Raw genomic sequence first — 22,611 nt, forward strand, 5'->3', positions numbered from 1 at the left:
CGTCTGCGGGAGGAGCCATGAAACAAAGCAACGTATTTCGCCGCATCATGCTGCTTATCATTTGCCTATTTATTCCGATTGTAGGCGTGTATACTTACTCCAACTATCGAACGCAGGGAAGTCTGACGGAACAGATTGAATCACTAAACATGAGCCGGTCTTTGTTTTTTGTCAGTCAACTGAACTCGCGTTTGGAGCGGTTAAAAGAAAATGCTTTTTTATTATCAAACGATGATGATGTCGAGCTATTCAAATACTACGATCTACTGGACGAGTGGGAGCGTCTTCAACTTAAGCAAAGGCTGCTGGAGAAGCTGATATTCCTCAATTCCAATAATGACTGGAACGATTGGCTTGCTCTTATTTCACCACGTAACCACTATCGTATCTATGCTAATTTCACCGTAGCAGATGCGGATGAATATACAGAACCGGTTAAGCCAATATCGGCTTGGCAGCTTCAAGAGCTGTCGGCTGGACCTATGAATAGGAAGTTTTTGACATGGGACGTGGCTTTCCCGTTCACTTCTTCGAACGAGAACTACGTACCGCAGCTTGTAGTACAGGTGGGAATCTCGCATGATACCTTGATGGATATGCTGATGCAATTCAAGAACGAGCAGCAAGGCGATGCTTTCTTGTATGCCCCGGGCCAACCGGTCATCTCGGAAGGCGTGCTGCCGCAGGATGCTTTGGAGCGATGGGAAGCGAGCAGACCTTCCGGGGAGCTGTCTACACAAGGCAGCATGACGCTTGAGCTTGCGCAAGGCTCTTATTTGGTGAATTACAATGAAATTGAGTCGATGGGCTGGCATCTGGTTACGCTTACTCCGAGGAATGTGATCTCCGAGCCGATCGAACAAGGTCGAATTATATTTTACATGACGTTGTGTCTGCTGCTCTTGTTTGCATTGTCGGCGGGATATTTGATTTTCCGTTATGTGCAAATTCCAGTGTCGGATATGCTGAAGGTCGTCAGACGATTCGAGAAGGGCGAATATTCGATTCGTCTTCGTATTGGCAAGGGTCATGATTTCACCTATTTATTCCAGTCCTTTAATCGAATGGCTGGAACGATTCAAGAGTTGATCGAGAAGGTGTATCTGGAACAGATTCGCTCTCGTGAAGCGAGGCTCAAGCAGCTCCAATCGCAGATCAACCCGCATTTCTTATATAATTCGCTTTATTTCGTGGAAAGCATGATCCATCTGGATAAGAAGAAAGCTGCATCCGATATGGTTATGAATTTGGCGGGATATTTCCGTTACGCTACCTATACAGGTAAACAGAATACGCGGTTTGCGGACGAGCTGAAGATTTCGGAAAGCTATTTGCGCATCCATAATCTTCGCAATCAAAGGTTCAATTATATCATCGAAGTGCCGGAGGAGATGCTTGAGATCGAGGTCCCGCGGCTGATCCTGCAGCCCATCATCGAGAACGCGATTGTGCACGGGATAGAAGCTAAGGAAGGTGACGGCCTAATCCGTATCGCAGGATACTTGGAATCTGGCAAATGGCGGATTGTGATTGAGGATAACGGTCCGGGTATGACCGAAGAGGAGCAGGCGAAGCTGGCGGGCGATTGGCAGCTGCCTGCAGCAGATCAATCGGAGAGCTGCGGCACGTTTAACGTTAACCAGCGCTTGCAGCTCCATTATGGCGAAGCTGCGGGTATTGAGTTCGAGACACCCGCAGGCGGAGGCTGCCGCGTCATTCTAAAGCTAGGCATTGTGCAGCAACAGGAAGGAGACATCAGGGCGTGAACATACTGCTGGTTGACGACGAGTCATACGTGATTGATTATTTGCTGGCCGCGGTCGATTGGGAGGCAGCAGGCATCGAGGATGTATATTATGCGTATTCTGCGCTGGAGGCACTGAGCATTCTCGACGAGAAGGAAGTCGACATTGTGTTAACCGACGTGAAGATGCCCGGGATGTCTGGACTTGAGCTCATCCGAAGATTGAATGGGAAGAAGATCAAATGTATCGTCTTGTCTGGGCATGCGGACTTCGAATATGCACAGCAGGCAATGAAGCATCAAGCCGTCAATTATTTGCTGAAGCCGGCTCGTGCCGAAGATGTACAGCAGGAAGTAAAGCAGGTAGCGGCTATGATCCGCGAGGAATGGCATGAAATTTCTTCTGTACAGAACGCTATGCGCTCGCTCCGTGAGCATGAGCCTCTGCTGAGGCAAAATTTCTTGCGAGAGCTATGGAGAGGACAGGTACCGAACGAAGAAATGCTGCGCAAGAAGATGGAGCAGCTGAGAATCCCTTTGTCAGCGGGGGGAAATTGCAGGCTGCTCGTCGTGCGTGCCGACGGCGAATTTCTTAAGTTTGGCGAATCGACGGAATTGGCGGACTTTGCCATTGACAATATCGTCTCGGAGCTGCTTAGCGAGCATTTCGACTTCGCAACAAGCAAGGATGAGCTTGGAAATCGGATTTATATCGTGAAATCAAAGGCGACGACCTCGGAGCAAGAGGATTCCCGTTCCATTAGTCTGGAGCAGACAGGATCAACGATCGTTGAGAAGGTGTCTGATTATTTGCAAGGCAGTATATCACTTATGGTGGGAAGAGTAGGCAAGTTTCCGATCGATATCCCGCTCCTGTACGAAGCCTCGCTCAGGCAGCTTCGTCTTCATGTGCGGACAAGCGGCGGTCTTTGGGTTGATGAGGAGGGGGGCGACGACAAGCGAGAAAGCTACGGAACTCCGTTGGAGCAGCTGTATGCTCCTCCGAGCCTATTGCATCTGCTGGAAGGCGGCAACTGGGATCGTTGTGTAGAGAAGATGAAGGCAATCATACAGGACATCGAGCAACGTGATCAGGTTACTGCAGGACATCTGCTGGAGGCCTATCATTCTATGGCTAACGCGTTCTTCTATATAATCCATAAATCCGGGAGGCAGCCTGAGCAGCTGCTTGGAGCATCGATTTATCGTTCAGAGCTTTCGGAGAAAGCAGCTTCGCTCTCTGCGCTGGAGGGGTGGGCATTTCGAGCTTTTGCCATCATTAGAGAGGCGCTCGAGACCAAGGTATCGGATGACCGAAGCGTTATCATCGATAAGGTTCATCGTTTCGTGAACAGACACTTGAACGAGGATGTATCCCTTCAATCACTGGCGGATAATGTGTACCTCCATCCCGCTTATCTCTCGTCCGTTTACAAGGAATGGACGGGAGAAGGCGTCAGCCAATATATCTATCGGCGCAAGATGGAGCATGCCGCGGAGCTGCTGCGCAAATCGAACCGCAAAATTAACGAAATTGCGGAGGACGTAGGCTATCAGAATACATCATATTTCATCCGAGTATTCAAGAAATATTACGCATGCACACCTCAAAAGTACAGAGAACAATAAGGAAAGTGCTATGATCCACATAATTTCGTATATCGGGCGCGCTAGACGGCTTTTACAATGAAAGCTAGATTGTAAGGAACGAAAGATCGTTATGGAAACGATGTCAGAGGTAAACGGCCTGTCGCATCTGGAGGAAAATGAGACATATAAGAACGTTGAGCAGCTTGATATTCATGAGTAAGACATACTGACGTGTTCTGGGGCTGTTCCAATAGGAGCGCCCCTTCTTCTTTATAAAAGGACATAAACCAAAGCATTTATCATATTCCGGCGGATGGCAACCCCACTACAATGAAGCTATGACAACAATGACGTGGAAGGGGAATCGAGTATGAAAGAATTAAAACGAAATTGGCCGCTTCATGCAATGATACTGCCGGGATTTATCGCCATCCTTATATTTCACTACATCCCGATGTTTGGCATCGTTATAGCCTTCCAGGATTACAAACCTTGGATTGGGATAGGAGACTCCTCTTGGGTTGGCCTGAAGCATTTCCGTATGCTGTTCGAGTTCGAGGATTCAAGGCGCGTCATATGGAACACGTTAATCATCGCCGCCATTAAGATCGTGACCGGTTTGATCGTTCCTTTTACGTTTGCTTTGCTGCTTAATGAAGTCAAGGGAGCTTTTATTAAACGATCGGTACAGACGCTTGTGTATTTGCCGCATTTCCTCTCTTGGGTTATGCTGGGCGGCATCCTAATCGATATTCTCTCGCCTGAGTACGGGATCGTCAATCAAGTCGTGAAAGCACTTGGCTATGAACCGGTCTTCTTCCTTGGCAGCAATGACTGGTTTAGAGTAACGATTATTGTGAGCGATATTTGGAAGGACTTTGGTTTCTCTGCGATTATCTTCCTTGCGGCATTGTCTGGCGTCAATCCGGAGATGTACGAAGCAGCCGTCATTGACGGCGCTAACCGATGGAAGCAGCTGCTCTATATTACGATACCATCAGTACTTCCAATTACTGTCGTCGTGATGACCTTGTCACTGGGCAGCATTCTGAATGCTGGTTTTGACCAGATATTCAATTTGTATAATCCGCTTGTATATGAGACAGGTGATATTATTGATACCTATGTGTATCGTGTTGGTCTGACGGAGAGAAATTACAGCTTTGGCACAGCGGTCGGATTGTTCAAGTCGCTCGTGAGCTTTGTGCTGATCGTCACTTCCTATCGTCTTGCCTACAAGTTTGCGAATTATCGAATCTTCTAAGGAGGCGCGCAACTATGTATCATGAAAGCTTAACCTATCGAATTTTTCGTATATGCAACAATATATTTCTCATTGGTCTGGCACTCTTGTGCGTGCTGCCGATCCTTCACGTATTGGCCATGTCATTTAGCTCCAGCTGGGCAATCAGCAGCGGAAAGGTTACGTTTCTCCCGGTTGACTTCAATATCGCAAACTATGAAAAAGTATTCGGCAATGCTTTGTTTCTCAAAGCAATCGCAACTTCCATTGAGCGAGTGATATTGGGCATCGTAATCAGCATGACGCTTATGCTGCTAGCTGCCTACTCACTATCCAAAGATTCCAGACGATTCAAAGGCAGAACGGTATGGATGTGGTTGTTCGTATTTACGATGCTGTTTAGCGGCGGCCTCATCCCGACTTATATTGTCGTACAGAAGGTTGGACTTCTTAATTCGATGTGGGGACTTATCTTGCCTCAGGCCGTCAATGTCTATAGTATGATTTTATTGCTTAATTTCTTCCGCTCATCCGTGCCGGCAGCACTGGAGGAAGCAGCGCTAATCGACGGAGCGGGACATTTCCGCACACTCGTATCGATCTACCTTCCGATATCGATGCCGGCGATCGCGACCATTAGTTTGTTTACGATGGTCTATTATTGGAATGAATGGTTCTATGGACTGCTATTCATGTCTTCTCCTGAGCAATATCCGCTTGCTTCGCTCATGCAGACGATGTTCATTCAGCGGACGACCGACGATCCGAACATTGACCCGGAGCAATTGAAGTTTCTGTCCGACCGCGCATTCCGTGCGGCACAAATCTTTATCTCTATGATTCCGGTTATGGTCGTATATCCATTCCTTCAGAAATATTTTGTGAAAGGCATTGTGATCGGTTCGGTAAAAGAATAATGAGCTAGACAAAGTGCTATGATCCAAAGCATTTATCATATCGGCGCCAGATATGTACCACCTATAATCGGGTTGTAAGCGGTTTACATGAAGGGAACAAAAAAATGGGAGGTTCAAAAGGGATGCAAAACAAAAAGAAATGGGTGGCTGCGGGTCTGGCAACTATGCTGGCCGCTTCTCTGACAGCTGGCTGCGGCAATAACGAAGACAATGCGGGAGAGTCATCTACAAGCCAATTGCCTGATGCAACAGCAAACGAAGGTTCTGCCGAGAGTTTATGGTCGGTGCCCATTGAGGGCGATAAGTATAGCGAAACGGTCAAAATATCGCAATTGAAGGTTACGCCAGCTGATGTAACTTATCAACCGGGCGAGAACGAGAATGACAACCATTTCACGAAATGGCTGTCCAAAACGTTCAATATTGAAATTTCATATCCGTGGACGACGACTCAGAAGGAGACGTTTGATTCCAAGCTTAGCTTGATGCTGGCGAGCGGAGAAAAAATGCCGGACATCGTCATGGCGAATGGAGATATTGTCAACGATTTGATCGACTCCGGCAAATTCCTGGAAGTAGGCTCTCTATTCGATAAATATGCCAGCGACACATGGAAACAAGCCGTTGAGCAGTCGCCTAATGCTTGGCTGCCCTATACTCGCGAAGACGGCAGATATGCGCTTCCGATCTTGATTGAGGCTCATCAGAATGATGATGTGCTTTGGATTAGACAAGATTGGCTGGATAAGCTGGGCTTGCAGGCTCCGACAACGTTGGATGAGATGGAGAAGGTCATGGATGCTTTCGCAAACCAAGACCCGGACGGCAATGGACAGAAGGATACCATCGGACTTACGATCGGCTTGAAGGATGGTTATGTATCCTATATGTCTGATACTAATCCTTTATTCGGTGCGAATGGAGTAATGCCTAAACAATGGAATGTGGCGAGTGACGGAACACTGCAATATGGCTCTGTACAGCCAGGGGCAAGAGAGACACTTGAAATGCTGGCTCGCTGGTATAAGAATGGTTATCTGCCGAAAGAAGCAGCTGTCTACGATATTAATAAAGCCTCGGAGCTTGCCGTTCAAGGTAAGGCAGGTATGATCTTCGGCGGACATTGGCTGGCAGAATGGCCGCTTGGCGACACGGTTAAAAATGATCCGAATGCAAACTTCCAACCTATTCAGGTGCCTGCAGGTGCAGAAGGAATGAGAGGTTTCAGAGAGAATCCTATGGTAACTGGTGCGATACTGATTAGCAAGGGATCCAAGCATCCGGATGCGTTCTTCTTGTATCAGAACTGGATGTATGATCGATTCCCGACTTACCAAGCACCATTCGATCAACCGATCCCGAAGGGAAATTACTTTGATATTAATGAGGGAGAAATCAAGGAAGGTGCGTACGCGAACATGGATAAGCTGTCCATGACGACTAACGGAGCTCGAATTCCGAATTTACGCATGGAATATTATGCAGCGCTCAACGCTGGAGAATCGCCGACGAATACCTTGATGGAGCAATTGTCCCTCAAGCCGGATGGCAACAAGCTAGCAGCTCAGGTTATCCTTGATTCCAAGTCATTCGGCATGCCGGAGATGTTCCAAGGCACCCCTACCAAGACGATGAAAGAACAATTGGCATTCTTGGACAAAATGGAGCTCGAAACGTATACCAAAATCATCTATGGTCAAGCGCCAATTAGTGATTTTGATACATTTGTCAGCAAATGGAAATCTGCGGGCGGGGACAAAATTACAGAAGAAGTCAACGAGTGGTATAAGCAAGTGGCAGGGAACTAATCGCAAGATAGAAGATGGGGGCCTCGGTTGATGGCCCCTATCCTTAATTCTAATCGTAAAGGGATTGTTCAGGAATGCTTACAATTCATCGTAATGTCTATTATCGACTGCCTGAAGAACCGTCAGCGCCGATTCGGCATGCATGGGAAATGGTAGCGAGAGACCATCAGCGCGTATTTGGCGATAAGCCAATTCTTGCACCAGACAACGCTTGTCCGGTGCAAATCGAAATTCGTTATGCAAGAAAAGAAGATACATGCAGCGAGTGGCCCGAATCGTATGGCTTTCGATTCGTGGAATATGAAGACAATAAGACACTTCATATCATTGCGCATGATGACCTGGGTCTAGTATATGGCTTATTGGAATTCAGCCGCAGATTTCTGGGTGTTGATCCCTTTTGGTTCTGGATGGATCGATTACCTGCGCAGCAGGATAGCGTGCAGATTCCGATGGTAAACATAGATTCTTCCAAGCCGTTTGTACGTTTCCGAGGCTGGTTTGTGAACGACGAAGTTTGTTTGATCGGCTGGAAGGAAGAATATCCGATGGGCAGGGAGGTATGGCTGCCTGTATTCGAGGCGTTGCTTCGTTGCGGCGGCAATATGGTAATTCCAGGCACCGATCTGCCCAAGCATGGCATGCATGCCGAGCTTGCTTCGGAGATGGGGTTATGGGTTACGCATCATCATGCCGAGCCGTTAGGGGCGGAGATGTTCCTTCGCGTGTACCCCGGCAAGCAAGCCAGCTATAAGCAGCATCCGGAATTATTTGAGGCATTGTGGGAAGAAGCGATAGACAAGCAGAAGGATCAGAATATCGTCTGGGTGCTCTCTTTCCGTGGTCAAGGCGATCAGCCGTTCTGGGCACAGGATCCTGCCTTTGACACCCCGGAAAAACGTGGCGACATGATCAGCAAGGTTGTGCGCAAGCAATATGAGATGGTTCGGCGCAAGGTCCATAATCCACATTGCTGCATCGCTTTGTATGGCGAAATCGCCGAGTTGTACAAGGCAGGATGCATAGACATCCCGGATGACATTATTCGGATTTGGGCGGATAACGGTTACGGCAAGATGGTATCTCGCAGACACAATAACCACAATCTTAGAGTGCCATCTCTGCCGACGATCGAAGATCGCGGTAATCATGGCATTTATTATCATGTTACTTTTCATGACCTGCAGGCTTCAAACCATCTAACCTTATTTCCAATGCCGGCAAGCTTTATTAAGAAGGAGCTGGAGGGGGCATTTCAGTCAGGCGCATCTTCCTATCTGCTCGTGAACAGCGGCAATATTCGGCAGCATGTGTACACACTCGATCTTATGCGGGAGCTGTGGAATTACGGGAGTGTGAACGATGACGAACATCTTTCTGCGTTTGTGCGTCGCATGTATAGCTCGAATCACGATGAGATAGCGGAGCTGCATCGAGCATATGCGGAATGTGCGATTGCGTATGGCCCTAATGAGGACGATCGCGCCGGTGATGAGTTTTATCATCATCCTGCACGCGAAATTGTGGGGCATTGGCTGCAAGGCAAGCGCGATGAACCGCTTGAACGGTTGTATTGGGCTACCGGTAAAGTCAGCTTTGATGAACAGGTTGAATGGTTCCGAAAGAAATGCTCGGAAGCGGCTTCCGATTGGCGCACGCTTCAGTCCCGTATCGAACGAATGCTGTCAGGATTGTCTGAAGAAGAAAGCATCCGATTGCGTACTCATCTGCTCTATCATGTGAAACTGCATCTCTCCGGCTGCGAGGGCTTCGAAGCATTGGGAGATGCTTATCAAGCGTATGCAGAACAGAATTATGCCAAAGCTTTTGTCCACGCATCGATAGCGATGAAGCTGTACACTCGTGGAATAGATGTGCTAAGAGAAGCTGAATATGGACCATGGGAGAATTTCTATCAGGCCGATTGGCTAACAAATATCGAAAGTACAGTGATTAATATGGACACACTCAGGCGATACCTGAGGATGCATGGTGACAGCCCGGATTTTTTCTTGTGGTATAAACAATTTCTGATGCCGGAGACGGAGAAATATATCTATCTGGAGAATACGCACCGAAATCCACTCTCCGATGATGAATTGGCGAAAAGGCTTCAGCAGAAATTCGGGTTGTAAGGAGATTAAACCGGGATTATAGTTTGAATGATGATAGAGGCAGGATACTGATGGTTCGATTGATGAACGAGGTGAATACGGTGAATGAATTCGAACGTTTAAAGCAGCAGTTTCTATCCCCGCCAACCGAGTTTAGTCCCATTCCGTTCTGGTTCTGGAACGATGCATTGACTCAGGAGGAAATCGTGCGGCAAATTCACGATTTTCACGCCAAGGAAGTGGACGGGTTTGTAATACATCCCCGTTTGGGGCTGTCCCGGGATATTCCTTATTTGTCGGAGGTGTATTTCGAGCTCGTCAGGACGGCGGTGGTTGAAGCCGACAAGTTGGGCATGAAAGTGATTTTGTACGATGAAGGCATGTATCCGTCGGGCTCGGCTTGCGGCTTGGTCGTGAAGCAGAATCCCGAATATGCGAGCCGTGGGCTGATGCTGCGGGAGTTTACATGTGCGGCACATAGCGGCGAGTGTGAGATTCCAGTTGCGCTCTCCATGGGAGAGTCGATCGTATCGGCTCAAGCCGTCCGTAAGCTGTCTGATGGTGCGATTGATCCGGAGAGCACGATTATTCTGGATGTAGAAGACGATGTCGTGCGATTCACTCCTCTGGCAGAGGGCAGCTGGTCCGTGCTGCTCTTCGTTGATACGTATTCGGGAGGCACGATTCGTGGCGTTCATGCTGGACAAGACGACGGGGAGCCTGAGGTTCCAGCAGCTGCAGATTTACTGAACGCGCAGGCTGTGCGGACGTTTCTTGCAATTACTCATGAGAAATATTATGAGAAGCTGGAACCGTATTTCGGCAAGACGATTATCGCCATGTTCACCGACGAACCGGATTTGCTTGGCAGAGATCACGTCGAAGGCATGAAGCCATGGACTCGAGATTTCCTTCCTGAATTTCTACTTGGGGGCTGCAGGGAGAAGGATTTGCCTGCCCTGTGGTTCGAAGCGGGCACGGAAACTGCATACGTTCGCGACGTATTCGATTCTGCTATACGTGATCGAATGTCCAGCATCTACTACGGACAGTTGGCGGAGTGGTGCGTTGTGCACGGTGTCGCGCTAACCGGACACCCTGCAGCAAGCGACGATATTGGTCTGCTTGAGCACTTCCACATCCCTGGACAGGATGTGGTTTGGCGCTACATTGCGCCAGAAGAAGGCAAAGCGCTGACGGGTGCGCACAGCACGATGGGCAAATGCTCGTCCGATGCTGCGCGTCATAGGCGCAGACGACGTAATCTGAACGAGGTTTTTGGCGTTTGCGGAATCGACGGCGGCTGGTCGCTTAGCGCGGATAACATGAAGTGGTATTTGGACTGGCTGTTCGTACGCGGTGTCAATCTGATTGCGCCCCATGCATTCTATTATTCCATTCGGGACGAGCGCAGGGATGAACGCCCGCCGGATGTCGGCCCTCACAATATTTGGTGGCCCGAATATGCGCAATTCTCCAGGTATATTAAACGGATGAGCTGGCTCATGACCGACAGTATGAACGGAGCCAGAGTGGCTGTGCTGGCCAGAGCCTCATCGTTATCTTGGAGAGTAGCCAAGCCGCTGTTCGAGCATCAAATTGAATTCAATTATTTGGAGGAAGTACTTCTCGATGTGTCCTGCAACTACAAGTCCGGCGAAATTCAAATCGCCGGTTACCGATATGCTGCCGTCCTGATCGAAGAAGGCGAAAGATTGTCCTTAACAAGCTGGGAGCGGCTCCATACGTTCTGTAAGGAGGGCGGGCTCGTTATAGAATTGCTTGACTCAGACGGGAGCGTCAAGACGAAGGATATCGGACAGGTGCGTGTAACGCAGGCCAACAGTATTCCGCAAGAGCTTCTGAATCATCTACGTATGGAAAACAGACTTGAGCCTGCATGCGCTAATATTCGGATCAGTCGAGTGACCAAGGCCGGTGTGAGCTTCTGCGTGATCGTCAACGAAGGTGAAGAAACATATGAAGGAAAGCTGTGTACGACCCAATTAGGTGTAGCGGAATTGTGGCGGCCATGGAGCGGCGAGTGCGAAGTGGCTGCTGCCGAGCGAAACGGGCAAGAGCAGATCATCTTTGTGCGCATCGAGCGCAGAGAAGCCCTTATCATCGCGGTGAATCCGAACAGTGGTAAGAAGGAAGATGTAGACTCCAAGCTGCCAGTACGATTGAAGAAGACTGTAATTGCGGAGATGAACGATGGCTGGCTGATCACTAGCGGTCCGTGCAAGGGTGAAATGAAAAGGCTTGAATCATGGACGCAATGGGAGGACATGAAGCACTACTCCGGTTCAGTCACCTACGAGAAGGAGTTTCAATGTGAGCCGCATCCAAGCGGAGTAAGGGTCGAGCTGAATCTTGGCGAGGCGCATGAGCTCGTGCGCGTTTGGTTGAACGGTATCGCGCTTGGCTCGCGCATGTGGAGCCCCTATGTCTACGAAGTAGGTCATACACTCAAGCCGGGTGCTAATGTGTTAAGCATCGAAGTGACGAACAGCTTGGCCAATCGTTATGACGGAAAGTCGCTGCCGTCCGGCTTGCTTGGGCCGGTGAGGCTTATATCGAATTCTATTACTGTCACCCAATGACGAGAATACGCCGCTCGACATAACACCTGAAATCGATTTGAACAAAGAGCATCCCATTCAAGGTAAACCTCACCTTGAATGAGATGCTCTTTGTTATTATCGATTCGCTGAATCCAAAAAAATCGGATCAAGATCCAAAAAGATTTCACTTACCGCCGGATTGACAAATCGTTAGTATAAAGCTAAAGCCTATAGAAAGTGGTATTATGGCCTTACATGCTATCGATTAGGAGCGAATATGAAGACTATGACGAAAAAGTCAAAAAATATTTTTAGGTTTAGGAAAATTAGAAGCCGATATTTGGCAACGATGATATTATTATCTGTCCCGCCGTTGTTTCTCCTTGGTCTGATCTCGTTCAATGTCGCAAAAGATACGATCTTGGAATCGAATACGCAGACGAATCAAGACCATCTTCGAACTTCCAGCGAAGTTGCTGATCTCACCTTTCGGAATGCGATCAATCTAAACCGTTCCATCATTCTTGATGACAGCATTAGGGACAATTTGAAGCAACTTCATAATATATCGTTACAGCCAGAACGATCAGCACTCAAAAACGTGCTCGTGAATGAGCTGCAGAAGATCATTAATAACGGTTTTATTAATTCCGTGTTCGTGGATTCCGTCTGCCTCCTTGACTTGAATAATGAGGCTTATTGCCTTGGACGTTCGGATAATACGGGAATATATAAGGGGGCAGATAAGTCTGAGCAAATTGAGAAGTCTGCATGGTATCAACGGGCAATGAAGGGCAATGGCAAAGTTATCTTCTTTAGCGAGGATGTTTTTGGTGATTCGGCAAAGACGTTCTCTACAGTCAAATTATTCCGAGATTCGAGCAGCATAAGCGGAGAGCCGATCGGTATGCTTGTTATTAATATTTCGAAATCCATATTTGATTCCTTCTTTACCGGTAGTCAGAAGTACGGCGGAGAATTTATTGCACTGGATACTTCGCAAGAGAAAATTGAAGTTGTTAAATTTCCGCGAAGCAAGGAACTGCAAGACGTATTGAACGGAGATTTTGTTCATGTCGTAAACGCGTTTAAGGAACTAGGCTACTTAACGGTGACATATCGCAACGAAACGACAGGTTGGTCCTTTATTCATCTCATCGAGCTCAAGGAGCTGCTCAGAGAGTCTAACCGTATCGGAATGGCGTCTGCGATTATTGCTTCCTGTATCGCTTTCGTTGCCATCGCAATATCGTATGTCGTTTCGGGTAGTATTACACGTCCGCTGTTGCAAGTGAAGAAGATGATGGTGGAGTGGGCGCGCGGCCAGCGTGAGTTCAACGAAACATTTGATCATGATGAGGTCGGAGCGATCGGTGAGACATTTAAACGGATTGCCGCCGAGAATAAAGAGTTGAATGAAAAGTTGATCCATACGGAGCTACGCGAACGGGAGGCTGAATTAAAAGCGCTGCAAGCTCAAATTAAACCTCACTTCTTGTATAATACCTTAGATTCTATTTATTGGATGGCTACTTTGAAGAAACATAAAGAAGCAGCGCAAATGACGCTAGCTTTGTCACAGAGCTTCAAATTAAGTCTTAATAAAGGAAAAGATACGCTTCCCATATCCAAGGAACTGGAACATATTCATCACTATATGACGATTCAAAATATTAGGTATAATAATCGGTTTGAATACTTGGAAGACGTGGAGCCGACTGTTAAAGCGATGGAAATGTTAAAGCTATTGCTGCAGCCTCTTATTGAAAATGCGATTTACCACGGTCTCGAGCCGAAGGTCGGTAGCGGTTGCGTTTCATTGAAGGGGAGAAGAGATGGGGATTATTTGGAATTTGTGATCGAGGATAATGGGGTAGGCATTGAACATTCGGAGCAAATAGAAGAGGGGTATGGGCTCAGAAACGTGAAAGAGCGTTTAACGATGTTCTATGGACCGTCCAGCTCAATGCATATTACTAGTGTGGTGAATAAGGGGACTCGCGTTGTGTTAAGACTGCATCTAGGAGGGACATAAGTTGCTGAGAGCGGTTGTATTTGATGACGAGTATATCGTATTAGAAGGCTTGCGCATGATGATCGATTGGTCGACCTATGGTATAGAGCTGGCAGGCACGGCTATGGATGGCATTGCCGCACTCTCATGCTTCCGTGAAACGCAGCCAGATATCGTATTTACCGATATCCGAATGCCTGGGATGACGGGTTTGCAATTGATCGAGAAGATCATAGCCGAGAAGCCTGATACGTATTGCGTTGTTTTCAGTGGATTTAACGAGTTTGAATATGTAAGAAGTGCGATAAAGCTAGGCGTGATCGATTATTTGGAGAAGCCCATATCGATTCAAAGTATCGAGAACGCGCTTTATAAGATCCAGCAGCACAACCTTGTGAAGCAGGAGCAAGAAACGCTGAAGAAGCAATTGGAGGAATCGCAAAGCGAAATGCTAGCGGACACTACACATGAGCTTCTTCAAGGCAAGCTGGAGCAATTGCCTAAATGGCAGAAGCTGTTGGGGTTGGATTTCGACAATATAAAGAGTATTACGGTCATCAAATTTGCGGAAGGGCTGGAGTGGCCCAAAACATCGAATTTCCGACTTATTATCTCTCAAAAGGGGGATGAACGTTTAGCGCTGCTTCTTCATTTCGAGCAGCCTGAAGTCGTCTTATGGGAAGTTATCCGTTCGTTGTCAGGACCGCTCCCAATCGGAATTGGCGGTACCTATTCTAACATTGAACAATTGACCAAAAGCTATTATGAAGCGCAGAAAGAGTATGGGGTAATGACGAACGAATCCACGAAACACGGGTCGATCGAACGAGCCAAGGCATATATCGAGCAAAACTACGCACGGGACTTGTCGCTGAATGAAGTGTCTGAACATGTGAATATGAACGCTACGTACTTAAGTGTGTTGTTCAAAGAAGTGATAGGAGAAAGCTATATCAAATTCTTGACGCGTTACCGAATGGAGCATGCCAAGGAGCTGTTGCGCAAAGGAACGAAGGTGAATGATGTTAGTGAGCTCGTAGGCTATCGCACGTATCGTCACTTCGCAGAAGTATTCAAGAAGTATACAGGACAAACGCCAGGGCAATATAAAGAAGAGCTGTAGGGATCCGCTAGGGGTCCCTATTTGTCTGGCAAACCAAAAAAAACGGACACTAATCCATAAAAAATGGCAGTCCCGAACATCAGTTGTAAGCGCTTATAATGAAATCAACAGAGAACCCGGGCTCTGAGCTGGAATTATAAATTTGAATAATCAGGGGGAAACAAACTTGAAAAATAATAAAGGTCTTCTCTTGCTTACTTTGTGTACCGTCATGGCTGTTAGTGTTCTATCTGGCTGCGGAAACTCGAATAATGCAAACACCAACGCTGCTGCGAGCAATGGAGGCACAGACGAAAAGACTGCTGAGAATGTAACGATCTCGTTGCTAACGGACAATACGCAGGATTTCGTTAATGTCACCAAAGCCGTGATTGACGCTTTTCAAGCCAAATACCCGCATATCACGGTGGAAAATGAAACTCGTCCTCCAGGAGCTGAGGGAGATAACTTTGTGAAAACTCGCTTGTCTACAGGCGATATGAATGATGTATTCTTCTACAACTCAGGTTCCCTTATGCACGCTTTGAATCCAGAGCAAAACTTTATGGATCTCACTAATGAACCCTTCATGAACAACGTGATTGATTCATTTAAGCCGACTGTCGCATTGAACGGAAAGCTGTTCGGAGTTCCAGCAGGTTCGACAATGGGTGGCGGCTGGTTCTATAACAAGAAGGTTTATGCAGAACTCGGTCTCCAAGTACCGACGACTTGGAGCGAGTTGATGGCGAACAACGAGAAGTTTAAAGCGGCAGGTAAAGTGCCTGTTATAGGGACTTATAAAGACAGCTGGACTACTCAGCTTGTCGTACTTGCAGACTACTACAATGTTCAAGCCCAGAGTCCTACCTTCGCTGATGATTACACGGCTAACAAAGCGAAATACGCGACAACACCAGCTGCGCTTAGAAGCTTCGAGAAACTGCAAGAACTCGACGAGAAGGGCTTTCAGAACGAAGACTACTTGGCAACAACGTACGACACAGGTTTGAAAATGCTTGCGGAAGGACAAGGTGCTCACTATCCAATGCTGACCTTCGCCATCCCGGTGCTTGAGCAAAACTTCCCTGATCTAATGAACGACATCGGTTTCTTCGCTCAGCCTGGCGACAGTGCGGAGCAGAATGGTCTGACGGTTTGGATGCCATCCGGCGCCTATATCTCAAAACAAACAGAACATCCAGAAGAATCTAAGCTGTTCCTAGAGTTCCTAACTACTCCTGAAGGCATTGCCGCTTGGTCCAGCGCTTCCAAGCCTGTCGGCCCATGGGCTGTTAAGGGTGTTGATGTCGGCGATGAGGTCGCGCAAGTCGTCAAAGATATGCTGCCATACTTCGAGGACAATAAGACGGTTGCTGCGCTGGAATTCGTAAGCCCGATCAAAGGTCCCAATCTCCCGCAATTTACGGTTGAAGTCGGAGCTGGAATCAGTGACGCGCTTAAGGCGGCGAAAGGCTATGACAAAGATGTAGAAAAGCAAGCTCAACAGCTTGGTCTAGAAGGTTGGAAATAAATAGATGGCAATGATGTCGGCCCTGCTTCCATGCAGGGCCGACTGATTACGCCAAGAAAAAGAGGAGTGGATGAGATGTCCAAGGTGCTGAAACGAACATACTCCTATACGTTTCTAATCCCAGCGGCAATTATTTATTTGGCAATCTTCATCGTGCCTACAGTGCTGTCATTCTTTTTCAGTCTTACGAGATGGACACTCTCGGACTGGGAATTTATCGGACTGCAAAACTATCAGACATTTTTCGAAGAAACCGCTTTGCGAATCGGTTTTAAGAACACACTGATCTTCGCAGTCGTTACTTGTGTGTTAAAGGTTGTCGGCGGTTTATTGCTCGGGGTTTTTCTAACCTCGAAGATCCGCTCCAAAAATTATTTGCGATCAGTCATTTTCTTTCCCACGCTTATCAGCACAATTGCCGTTGGTATTGCCTTTAGCCAAATGATGCATCCATCTCAAGGCTTGATTAACAAGACGCTGGGCTTCATCGGCATCTCGGGGCCGGATTGGCTCGGTGATACGAGCATTGCTCTGTTGTCGGTCGCTTTCGTAGATGTGTGGAAAGGAGTAGGTTTCGCAACGGTAATCTTTATCGCGGGTATATTATCCATTCCCGAAGAGTATTACGAGGCACTGCAAATCGACGGAGGAAACAACTGGAACAAGTTCTGGAACATTATTGTACCGTTGAGCCGCCCTGCTATGAATACTGTTATTATTCTTTCGTTTATTGGCGGTCTTCGCCAATTTGACTTGATTTGGGCTATGACCAAAGGTGGTCCGGGCTTCTCGACAGATGTTATTGCTTCGATTATTTATAAACAATACATCTCCGGATTTTTCGGATTGTCGACAGCAGGTAACGTTATCTTGTTCCTGTTCGTAACGATTCTCGCATTCCCGCTCCAGATGTATCTGAACCGAAAAGAGGTGGATCTGTAATGAAAGGCATCAAACATCTATGGGTAGAAATTGCAGCTATAGCCATGACGATCCTTTTATTTTGGGTGCCTCTCTATTTCGTCATTGTCAATGCTTTGAAAAATCCGCAAGATGCGGCTCTAATGAATATGAAGTGGCCAGCAACGATTCATATCTGGGACAATATCGTCGAAGTAATCCAAGCGAGAGATTATATGTTGTTTAGGGCTTTCTACAACAGTACATTAATTACGGTATTGTCCATCGTCATTCTGGTCGTCATCTCGGCCATGGCTGGCTTTGTGCTACAACGCAGAACGGACAAAGCGACGCCTTTCATTAACTTCTTCGTCTTCGCAGGCTTGATCATCCCGCCTGCCGTCGTCCCTACCATTTGGGTGCTGCAAGAGACCGGCCTATTCAAGACTTTAGCCGGTATCGTTGGAGTTGAAGTTGCGCTAGGCTTCCCATTCTGCGTCATTCTGTTCCGAGGTTTCATGGTTGGCATCCCCAGGGAAATTGATGAAGCGGCCGTTATGGACGGCTATAACAAGTGGAGATTATTCTTCAGCATTATTCTTCCACTATTGAAGCCTGTAACGGCAACGGTTGTCATTACACAATCTGTATTCATCTTTAACGACTTTACGAATCCGCTATACTTCTTCCCAGGAGCGGACAATGCCACGATTCAGTTGACTTTATATAACTTTACGAGTCAATTCGTCTCGCAATGGAACCTGTTGTTTACGAACATACTGCTTATTACGCTGCCGTTGCTTGTCCTGTTCTTGATCTTTAACAAGAAGATCGTAGCAGGCATGACTGCAGGTTCTGTAAAAGGCTAGCTATAGACGGAAGGAGCCTTATCAATGGATAAACCATGGCTGGATCAGCAGAAGAGCATAGATGAGAGAACATTATTGTTGCTTGATGCGATGACTCTGGATGATAAATTAGCGATGATGCATGGAGGAGAGCCGTCTCTCGAGCTTGACCTGCCAATTATCAAATTAAGTGATGGACCTGGCGGGGTGACAAGCGGGGAAGGCGCAACTGCACCAGGTACACAAATGCCTGCTCCGATTGCGTTAGGCGCGACATTTGATAGGGTGTCAGCCTACAACTACGGATCGGTATTAGGGATAGAGAGTAGAAACCGTGGAATCACAATTTTGCTTGCACCTACCGTCAATATTGCGAGATCAGCCTTAAATGGCCGTACATTCGAAAGCTATGGAGAAGATCCTTATTTGTCCGGCATACTAGGGGCACAGTTTGTAAAGGGCGTTCAGGATCAAGGGGTCATAGCGAATGTAAAACATTTTGCCGCAAACAATCAAGAGACGGATCGATTCATTCAGAACAGTATGATCGATGAACGAACACTTCGCGAAATCTACTTGCCAGCTTTCGAAGCAGCGGTTGTAGAAGGTAAAGCGGGTACCGTGATGGCTTCATATAACCAAATTAATGGAGTAGCCGGAACGGAACATCACGAGCTTCTTACTCAAATATTAAAGAAGGATTGGGGCTTTGAAGGGTTTGTAATCTCTGATTTTTTGGCGACGCAAAGTACAGCCGAAGCATTGCTTGCAGGACTCGATTACGAACTGACGCTTCCATTCCAGCGTTATTTCGGCGAGCCGCTAAAGCGTGCCGTCGAAAGCGGGCAAATCCCGAGTGAGAAGATCGACGAGGCAGCGGGCCGAATCCTGCGCACCTTGTTCCGATCAGGTCACTTTGAAAAGCAACATGTAAACTCGTCTCCTCCGCTATATCATCCAGATGCAGCACGTCAAGCAGCGTTAGACTCCATTGTGCTGCTGAAGAACGAGGATGATATATTGCCGTTAAACAACACAACAAAAATTGCGGTCATCGGTCAAGCGGCTTCTAACAGAATGATAGCCTCTGGCGGCGGGAGCGCACACGTTGTTTCTGATTCAATAACGTCACCGATAGACGGGATCAAACATCATGCTAGTCATGCAGAGGTAACTTACGCTTTGGGCACAACTCCCGTACCTGCGGGACCAAGGTTTATGTACGGCTCTCCGAATGAGGATCTTGTTATTCCGGCCGAATCCTACTTAAGCGGTCTGACGGCAACATATTTTGAGACCAACGATCTGTCAGGCAATCCTGTACGTACGGAAAAGCTTGACCTATTGAACATCGTATGGGGATTCGATTCGCCAATGCCGAAATCGGCTAAGTGGACAGGGTTCATCAAGCCGGCTGCGACGAAGATACACACCTTTTATCTGCCGGCATCAGGAGGCAGTCGCTTATTCGTCAACGGCCAGCTTCTGTTAGACAATTGGCAAGGACAAGCCTTTTATGGCATGGCGGAAGCTATGCTGCATGAGGGTGAGCTGGCGGAGGTCGAAATCCATTTCACATCCGATGGAGCGCCGCCAGCCTTGTCTTGTATTGCTCTGCACTGGGTGGCTGCTTCAAACCATGAGCTGATCCAAGAGGCGGCTCAGCTTGCCAAGGAGTCGGATGTCGCCATTGTGTTTGTCAATGATTTCATGACCGAAAATTATGATAAGCCAAACTTAGCTTTGCCGGGTGTGCAAGACCGTTTGGTTGAGGCTGTTGCCTCCTCCAATCCGAATACGATTGTTGTGCTGAATACGGGCGGTCCCGTTCTAATGCCATGGGCGCATCAAGTCAAGGCCATTATAGAGCTTTGGTACCCTGGACAAGAAGGCGGCAATGCGATTGGATCAATTCTATTTGGTGAACATGATCCGTCCGGACGACTTCCTCTTTCGTTTCCAGCGATGGAGGAAGAAGTTCCTGCATCCACATCGAGTCAATTCCCGGGAATTGGTTTGAATTCTGTTTATTCAGAAGGATTATTAGTGGGATATCGTTGGTATGATGCCAAAGAGAAGCAGCCTTTGTTCCCCTTTGGGCATGGATTGTCTTACACGTCTTTCATCTATGAAGGGTTAGATGTAAAACAAACGAATGATGTTGTCCGGGTGTCATTCCGCGTGCGTAATACTGGAGATCGTGATGGCATCTGTGTCCCACAGCTGTATGTAGGTTTCTCCGAGAGCTCGGGCGAAGCGCCGAAGCAGCTTAAAGCATGCCGCAAGGTTCCGATACCTGTCAATGGTTCAGAAGAGATCGTCTTCGAATTAAATAAGAGAGCCTTCTCGGTCTGGAGTACGACTCAAAGCAGCTGGATAGTTGCCGATCATGCCTTTGAAGTAATGATTGGCCATTCTTCTCACGATATCATGTTAAGTCGGAAGTTTGAGTTGTATTGCAAGGAGGAGCAGATCGGATGAGCAAGACGCTAATCATAGAAGAGTTCGTACAGGAGGCTGAGCGTTTGACTCCTGATCTCCGAGAGCTGGAAGTTTCACCGAAGACTCTCGTGAGGGCTGTACCGGATGATCAAGCATTGCAAGGCTGGCGAATGGACGTAACTGACGAATATACAGCACTACAGAAGCTGTCCTTCGGCAAGAATGAAGAATGTACGGCCGACTTTGGTGATCATCTCGTCGGATATGTTTCCTTCGAGGTGAAGGCGGTAGGCAGTCCGCCGGACGCTCCACTCAAACTTAAGTTAATCTTCGGAGAAATGCCTTGTGAAATCGGGGAGCCGTTTGAGAACTATACAGGATGGCTTAGCAGTTCTTGGCTCCAGGAAGAACAGGTCTTTGTCGATGTGCTGCCGGCGGTCATTCGATTGCCGAGAAGATATTCGTTCCGGTACATGAAGATTGTGGTGCTTGATGCATCTCGGAAATATCGTGTTCAGATTTCGAATATTACGTGTACAACCGTTACTTCTGCCGATGCAGAGCTGGTAGCTCCGCTTTGCGATCATGTGCCACAAGATCTCGCCGATATGGACCGAATCGCCATTAAGACACTACAAGATTGTATGCAAACCGTCTATGAGGATGGCCCTAAACGAGATCGGCGATTGTGGATTGGTGATCTGCGGCTGCAGGCGCAGGCGAATTATTTGACATTCCGTGATCAACAGCTGGTCAAGCGATGCTTGTTTTTGTTTGCGGGGATGAGGCTGGAGGACGGTGCTGTAGGTGCCTGCGTATTTGAGAAGCCGAAGCCGCATGTCGACGATACCAGGCTCTTCGATTATTCTTTGTTCTTTGTATCGTGTCTCTTGGATTATTATGAGGCGACGAAGGACATGGAGACGACGATATTGATGTGGCCCACCGCGATGGAGCAACTAAGGATCAGCGTAGATCGGTTAGATCATCGAGGTATCGTCATGGACGATCCTTCATGGTGGTGTTTTATCGATTGGCATGATGATTTAAATAAACAAGGTCCGGCGCAAGGTGTACTGATCTATGCACTCAAGCAAGCCCTTCAGTTGGCCCGAATTCTGGATCGACCTCATGAGGAAGCCTGGATTACGCAGCAAGTCGCTCATACTTCCGATGCTGCGATCAAGCATCTATGGGATCAAGAACTTGGCATGTTCGTAAGTGGAGCAGACAGGCAAATATCCTGGGCTACGCAGGTGTGGTTGACGCTGGCAGGTGTCATGGACCAGAATGAAAACGCAGACTTGATGGACCGCCTGCATGCCAGTCCCCCGTCGATAGCCATGAATACGCCGTATATGATGCACCACTATGTAGAGGCATTATTTGCAAGCGGACTGAAGGATAAGGCGTGGGAGGTTATCCGTTCCTATTGGGGCGAGATGGTGAAGGACGGAGCGGATACGTTCTGGGAGCTGTACAACCCCGAAGACAAGAAGCTTTCCCCGTACGGAAGCAATTTGATCAACAGCTATTGCCATGCCTGGAGCTGTACGCCGACTTATTTTATACGTAAATATTGGGAGTAGTTTTACGATATCGATATTCGACTAATGATTATAACATGCCGAAGCTCCATCATGATGATGGTGCTTCGGCATGTTCTCATATGAGGATAATCTCTTTTTGTTCCGCAAGCGCAGTCTATGCAGGAGTGTATCAAATTAAATCCTGCATACCAAAATTAGCCATATTCCTGTATAATCAGGAATGGCTGACGATCTATGAGAT

The 22,611-nt window shown here is 47.6% G+C and carries 14 protein-coding genes; all 14 read left to right on the forward strand.

Annotated features, from left to right (window positions below; genetic code table 11):
• Nucleotides 1–17 precede the first annotated feature (17 nt).
• The 14 genes from ACX1C1_RS16290 to ACX1C1_RS16355 all read left to right on the forward strand — a co-directional run bounded on the left by ACX1C1_RS16290 (nt 18) and on the right by ACX1C1_RS16355 (nt 22,409).
• Nucleotides 18–1,766, forward strand: a complete 1,749-nt coding sequence (locus ACX1C1_RS16290; protein ID WP_458953226.1) for a sensor histidine kinase — start codon at nt 18–20, stop codon at nt 1,764–1,766.
• Nucleotides 1,763–3,373: a response regulator gene (locus ACX1C1_RS16295; protein ID WP_458953227.1), complete on the forward strand. Its 1,611-nt coding sequence runs from the start codon at nt 1,763–1,765 to the stop codon at nt 3,371–3,373. The genes ACX1C1_RS16290 and ACX1C1_RS16295 overlap by 4 nt, the downstream gene beginning before the upstream one ends.
• 331 nt (nt 3,374–3,704) lie before the next feature.
• Complete coding sequence (locus ACX1C1_RS16300; RefSeq protein ID WP_458953228.1) at nt 3,705–4,598, forward strand: ABC transporter permease; 894 nt, start codon at nt 3,705–3,707, stop codon at nt 4,596–4,598.
• Nucleotides 4,599–4,612: 14 nt separating this feature from the next.
• Nucleotides 4,613–5,494: a carbohydrate ABC transporter permease gene (locus ACX1C1_RS16305; RefSeq protein ID WP_458953229.1), complete on the forward strand. Its 882-nt coding sequence runs from the start codon at nt 4,613–4,615 to the stop codon at nt 5,492–5,494.
• A 122-nt stretch (nt 5,495–5,616) separates the two neighbouring features.
• Complete coding sequence (locus ACX1C1_RS16310; protein ID WP_458953230.1) at nt 5,617–7,302, forward strand: extracellular solute-binding protein; 1,686 nt, start codon at nt 5,617–5,619, stop codon at nt 7,300–7,302.
• A gap of 74 nt (nt 7,303–7,376) precedes the next feature.
• Nucleotides 7,377–9,437, forward strand: a complete 2,061-nt coding sequence (locus ACX1C1_RS16315) for a glycosyl hydrolase 115 family protein (RefSeq protein ID WP_458953231.1) — start codon at nt 7,377–7,379, stop codon at nt 9,435–9,437.
• A gap of 50 nt (nt 9,438–9,487) precedes the next feature.
• Nucleotides 9,488–12,019: a glycosylhydrolase-like jelly roll fold domain-containing protein gene (locus ACX1C1_RS16320; RefSeq protein WP_458953232.1), complete on the forward strand. Its 2,532-nt coding sequence runs from the start codon at nt 9,488–9,490 to the stop codon at nt 12,017–12,019.
• A gap of 310 nt (nt 12,020–12,329) precedes the next feature.
• Nucleotides 12,330–14,015: a cache domain-containing sensor histidine kinase gene (locus tag ACX1C1_RS16325; RefSeq protein WP_458957701.1), complete on the forward strand. Its 1,686-nt coding sequence runs from the start codon at nt 12,330–12,332 to the stop codon at nt 14,013–14,015.
• Nucleotide 14,016: 1 nt separating this feature from the next.
• On the forward strand, nt 14,017–15,117 hold the full coding sequence (locus ACX1C1_RS16330; protein WP_458953233.1) for a response regulator: 1,101 nt from the start codon (nt 14,017–14,019) through the stop codon (nt 15,115–15,117).
• A 166-nt stretch (nt 15,118–15,283) separates the two neighbouring features.
• On the forward strand, nt 15,284–16,630 hold the full coding sequence (locus tag ACX1C1_RS16335; protein ID WP_458953234.1) for an ABC transporter substrate-binding protein: 1,347 nt from the start codon (nt 15,284–15,286) through the stop codon (nt 16,628–16,630).
• Nucleotides 16,631–16,705: 75 nt separating this feature from the next.
• Complete coding sequence (locus tag ACX1C1_RS16340; RefSeq protein ID WP_458953235.1) at nt 16,706–17,572, forward strand: carbohydrate ABC transporter permease; 867 nt, start codon at nt 16,706–16,708, stop codon at nt 17,570–17,572.
• Nucleotides 17,572–18,399, forward strand: coding sequence for a carbohydrate ABC transporter permease (locus ACX1C1_RS16345; RefSeq protein WP_458953236.1), 828 nt, complete (start codon nt 17,572–17,574; stop codon nt 18,397–18,399). Before ACX1C1_RS16340 ends, ACX1C1_RS16345 begins: the two co-directional genes overlap by 1 nt.
• Nucleotides 18,400–18,423: 24 nt before the next feature.
• Nucleotides 18,424–20,859: a beta-glucosidase gene (locus ACX1C1_RS16350; protein ID WP_458953237.1), complete on the forward strand. Its 2,436-nt coding sequence runs from the start codon at nt 18,424–18,426 to the stop codon at nt 20,857–20,859.
• Nucleotides 20,856–22,409, forward strand: a complete 1,554-nt coding sequence (locus ACX1C1_RS16355) for an alpha-L-rhamnosidase-related protein (protein WP_458953238.1) — start codon at nt 20,856–20,858, stop codon at nt 22,407–22,409. Before ACX1C1_RS16350 ends, ACX1C1_RS16355 begins: the two co-directional genes overlap by 4 nt.
• The last annotated feature ends 202 nt before the right edge of the window (nt 22,410–22,611 follow it).

The organism is Paenibacillus sp. strain BS8-2 (assembly GCF_054483835.1).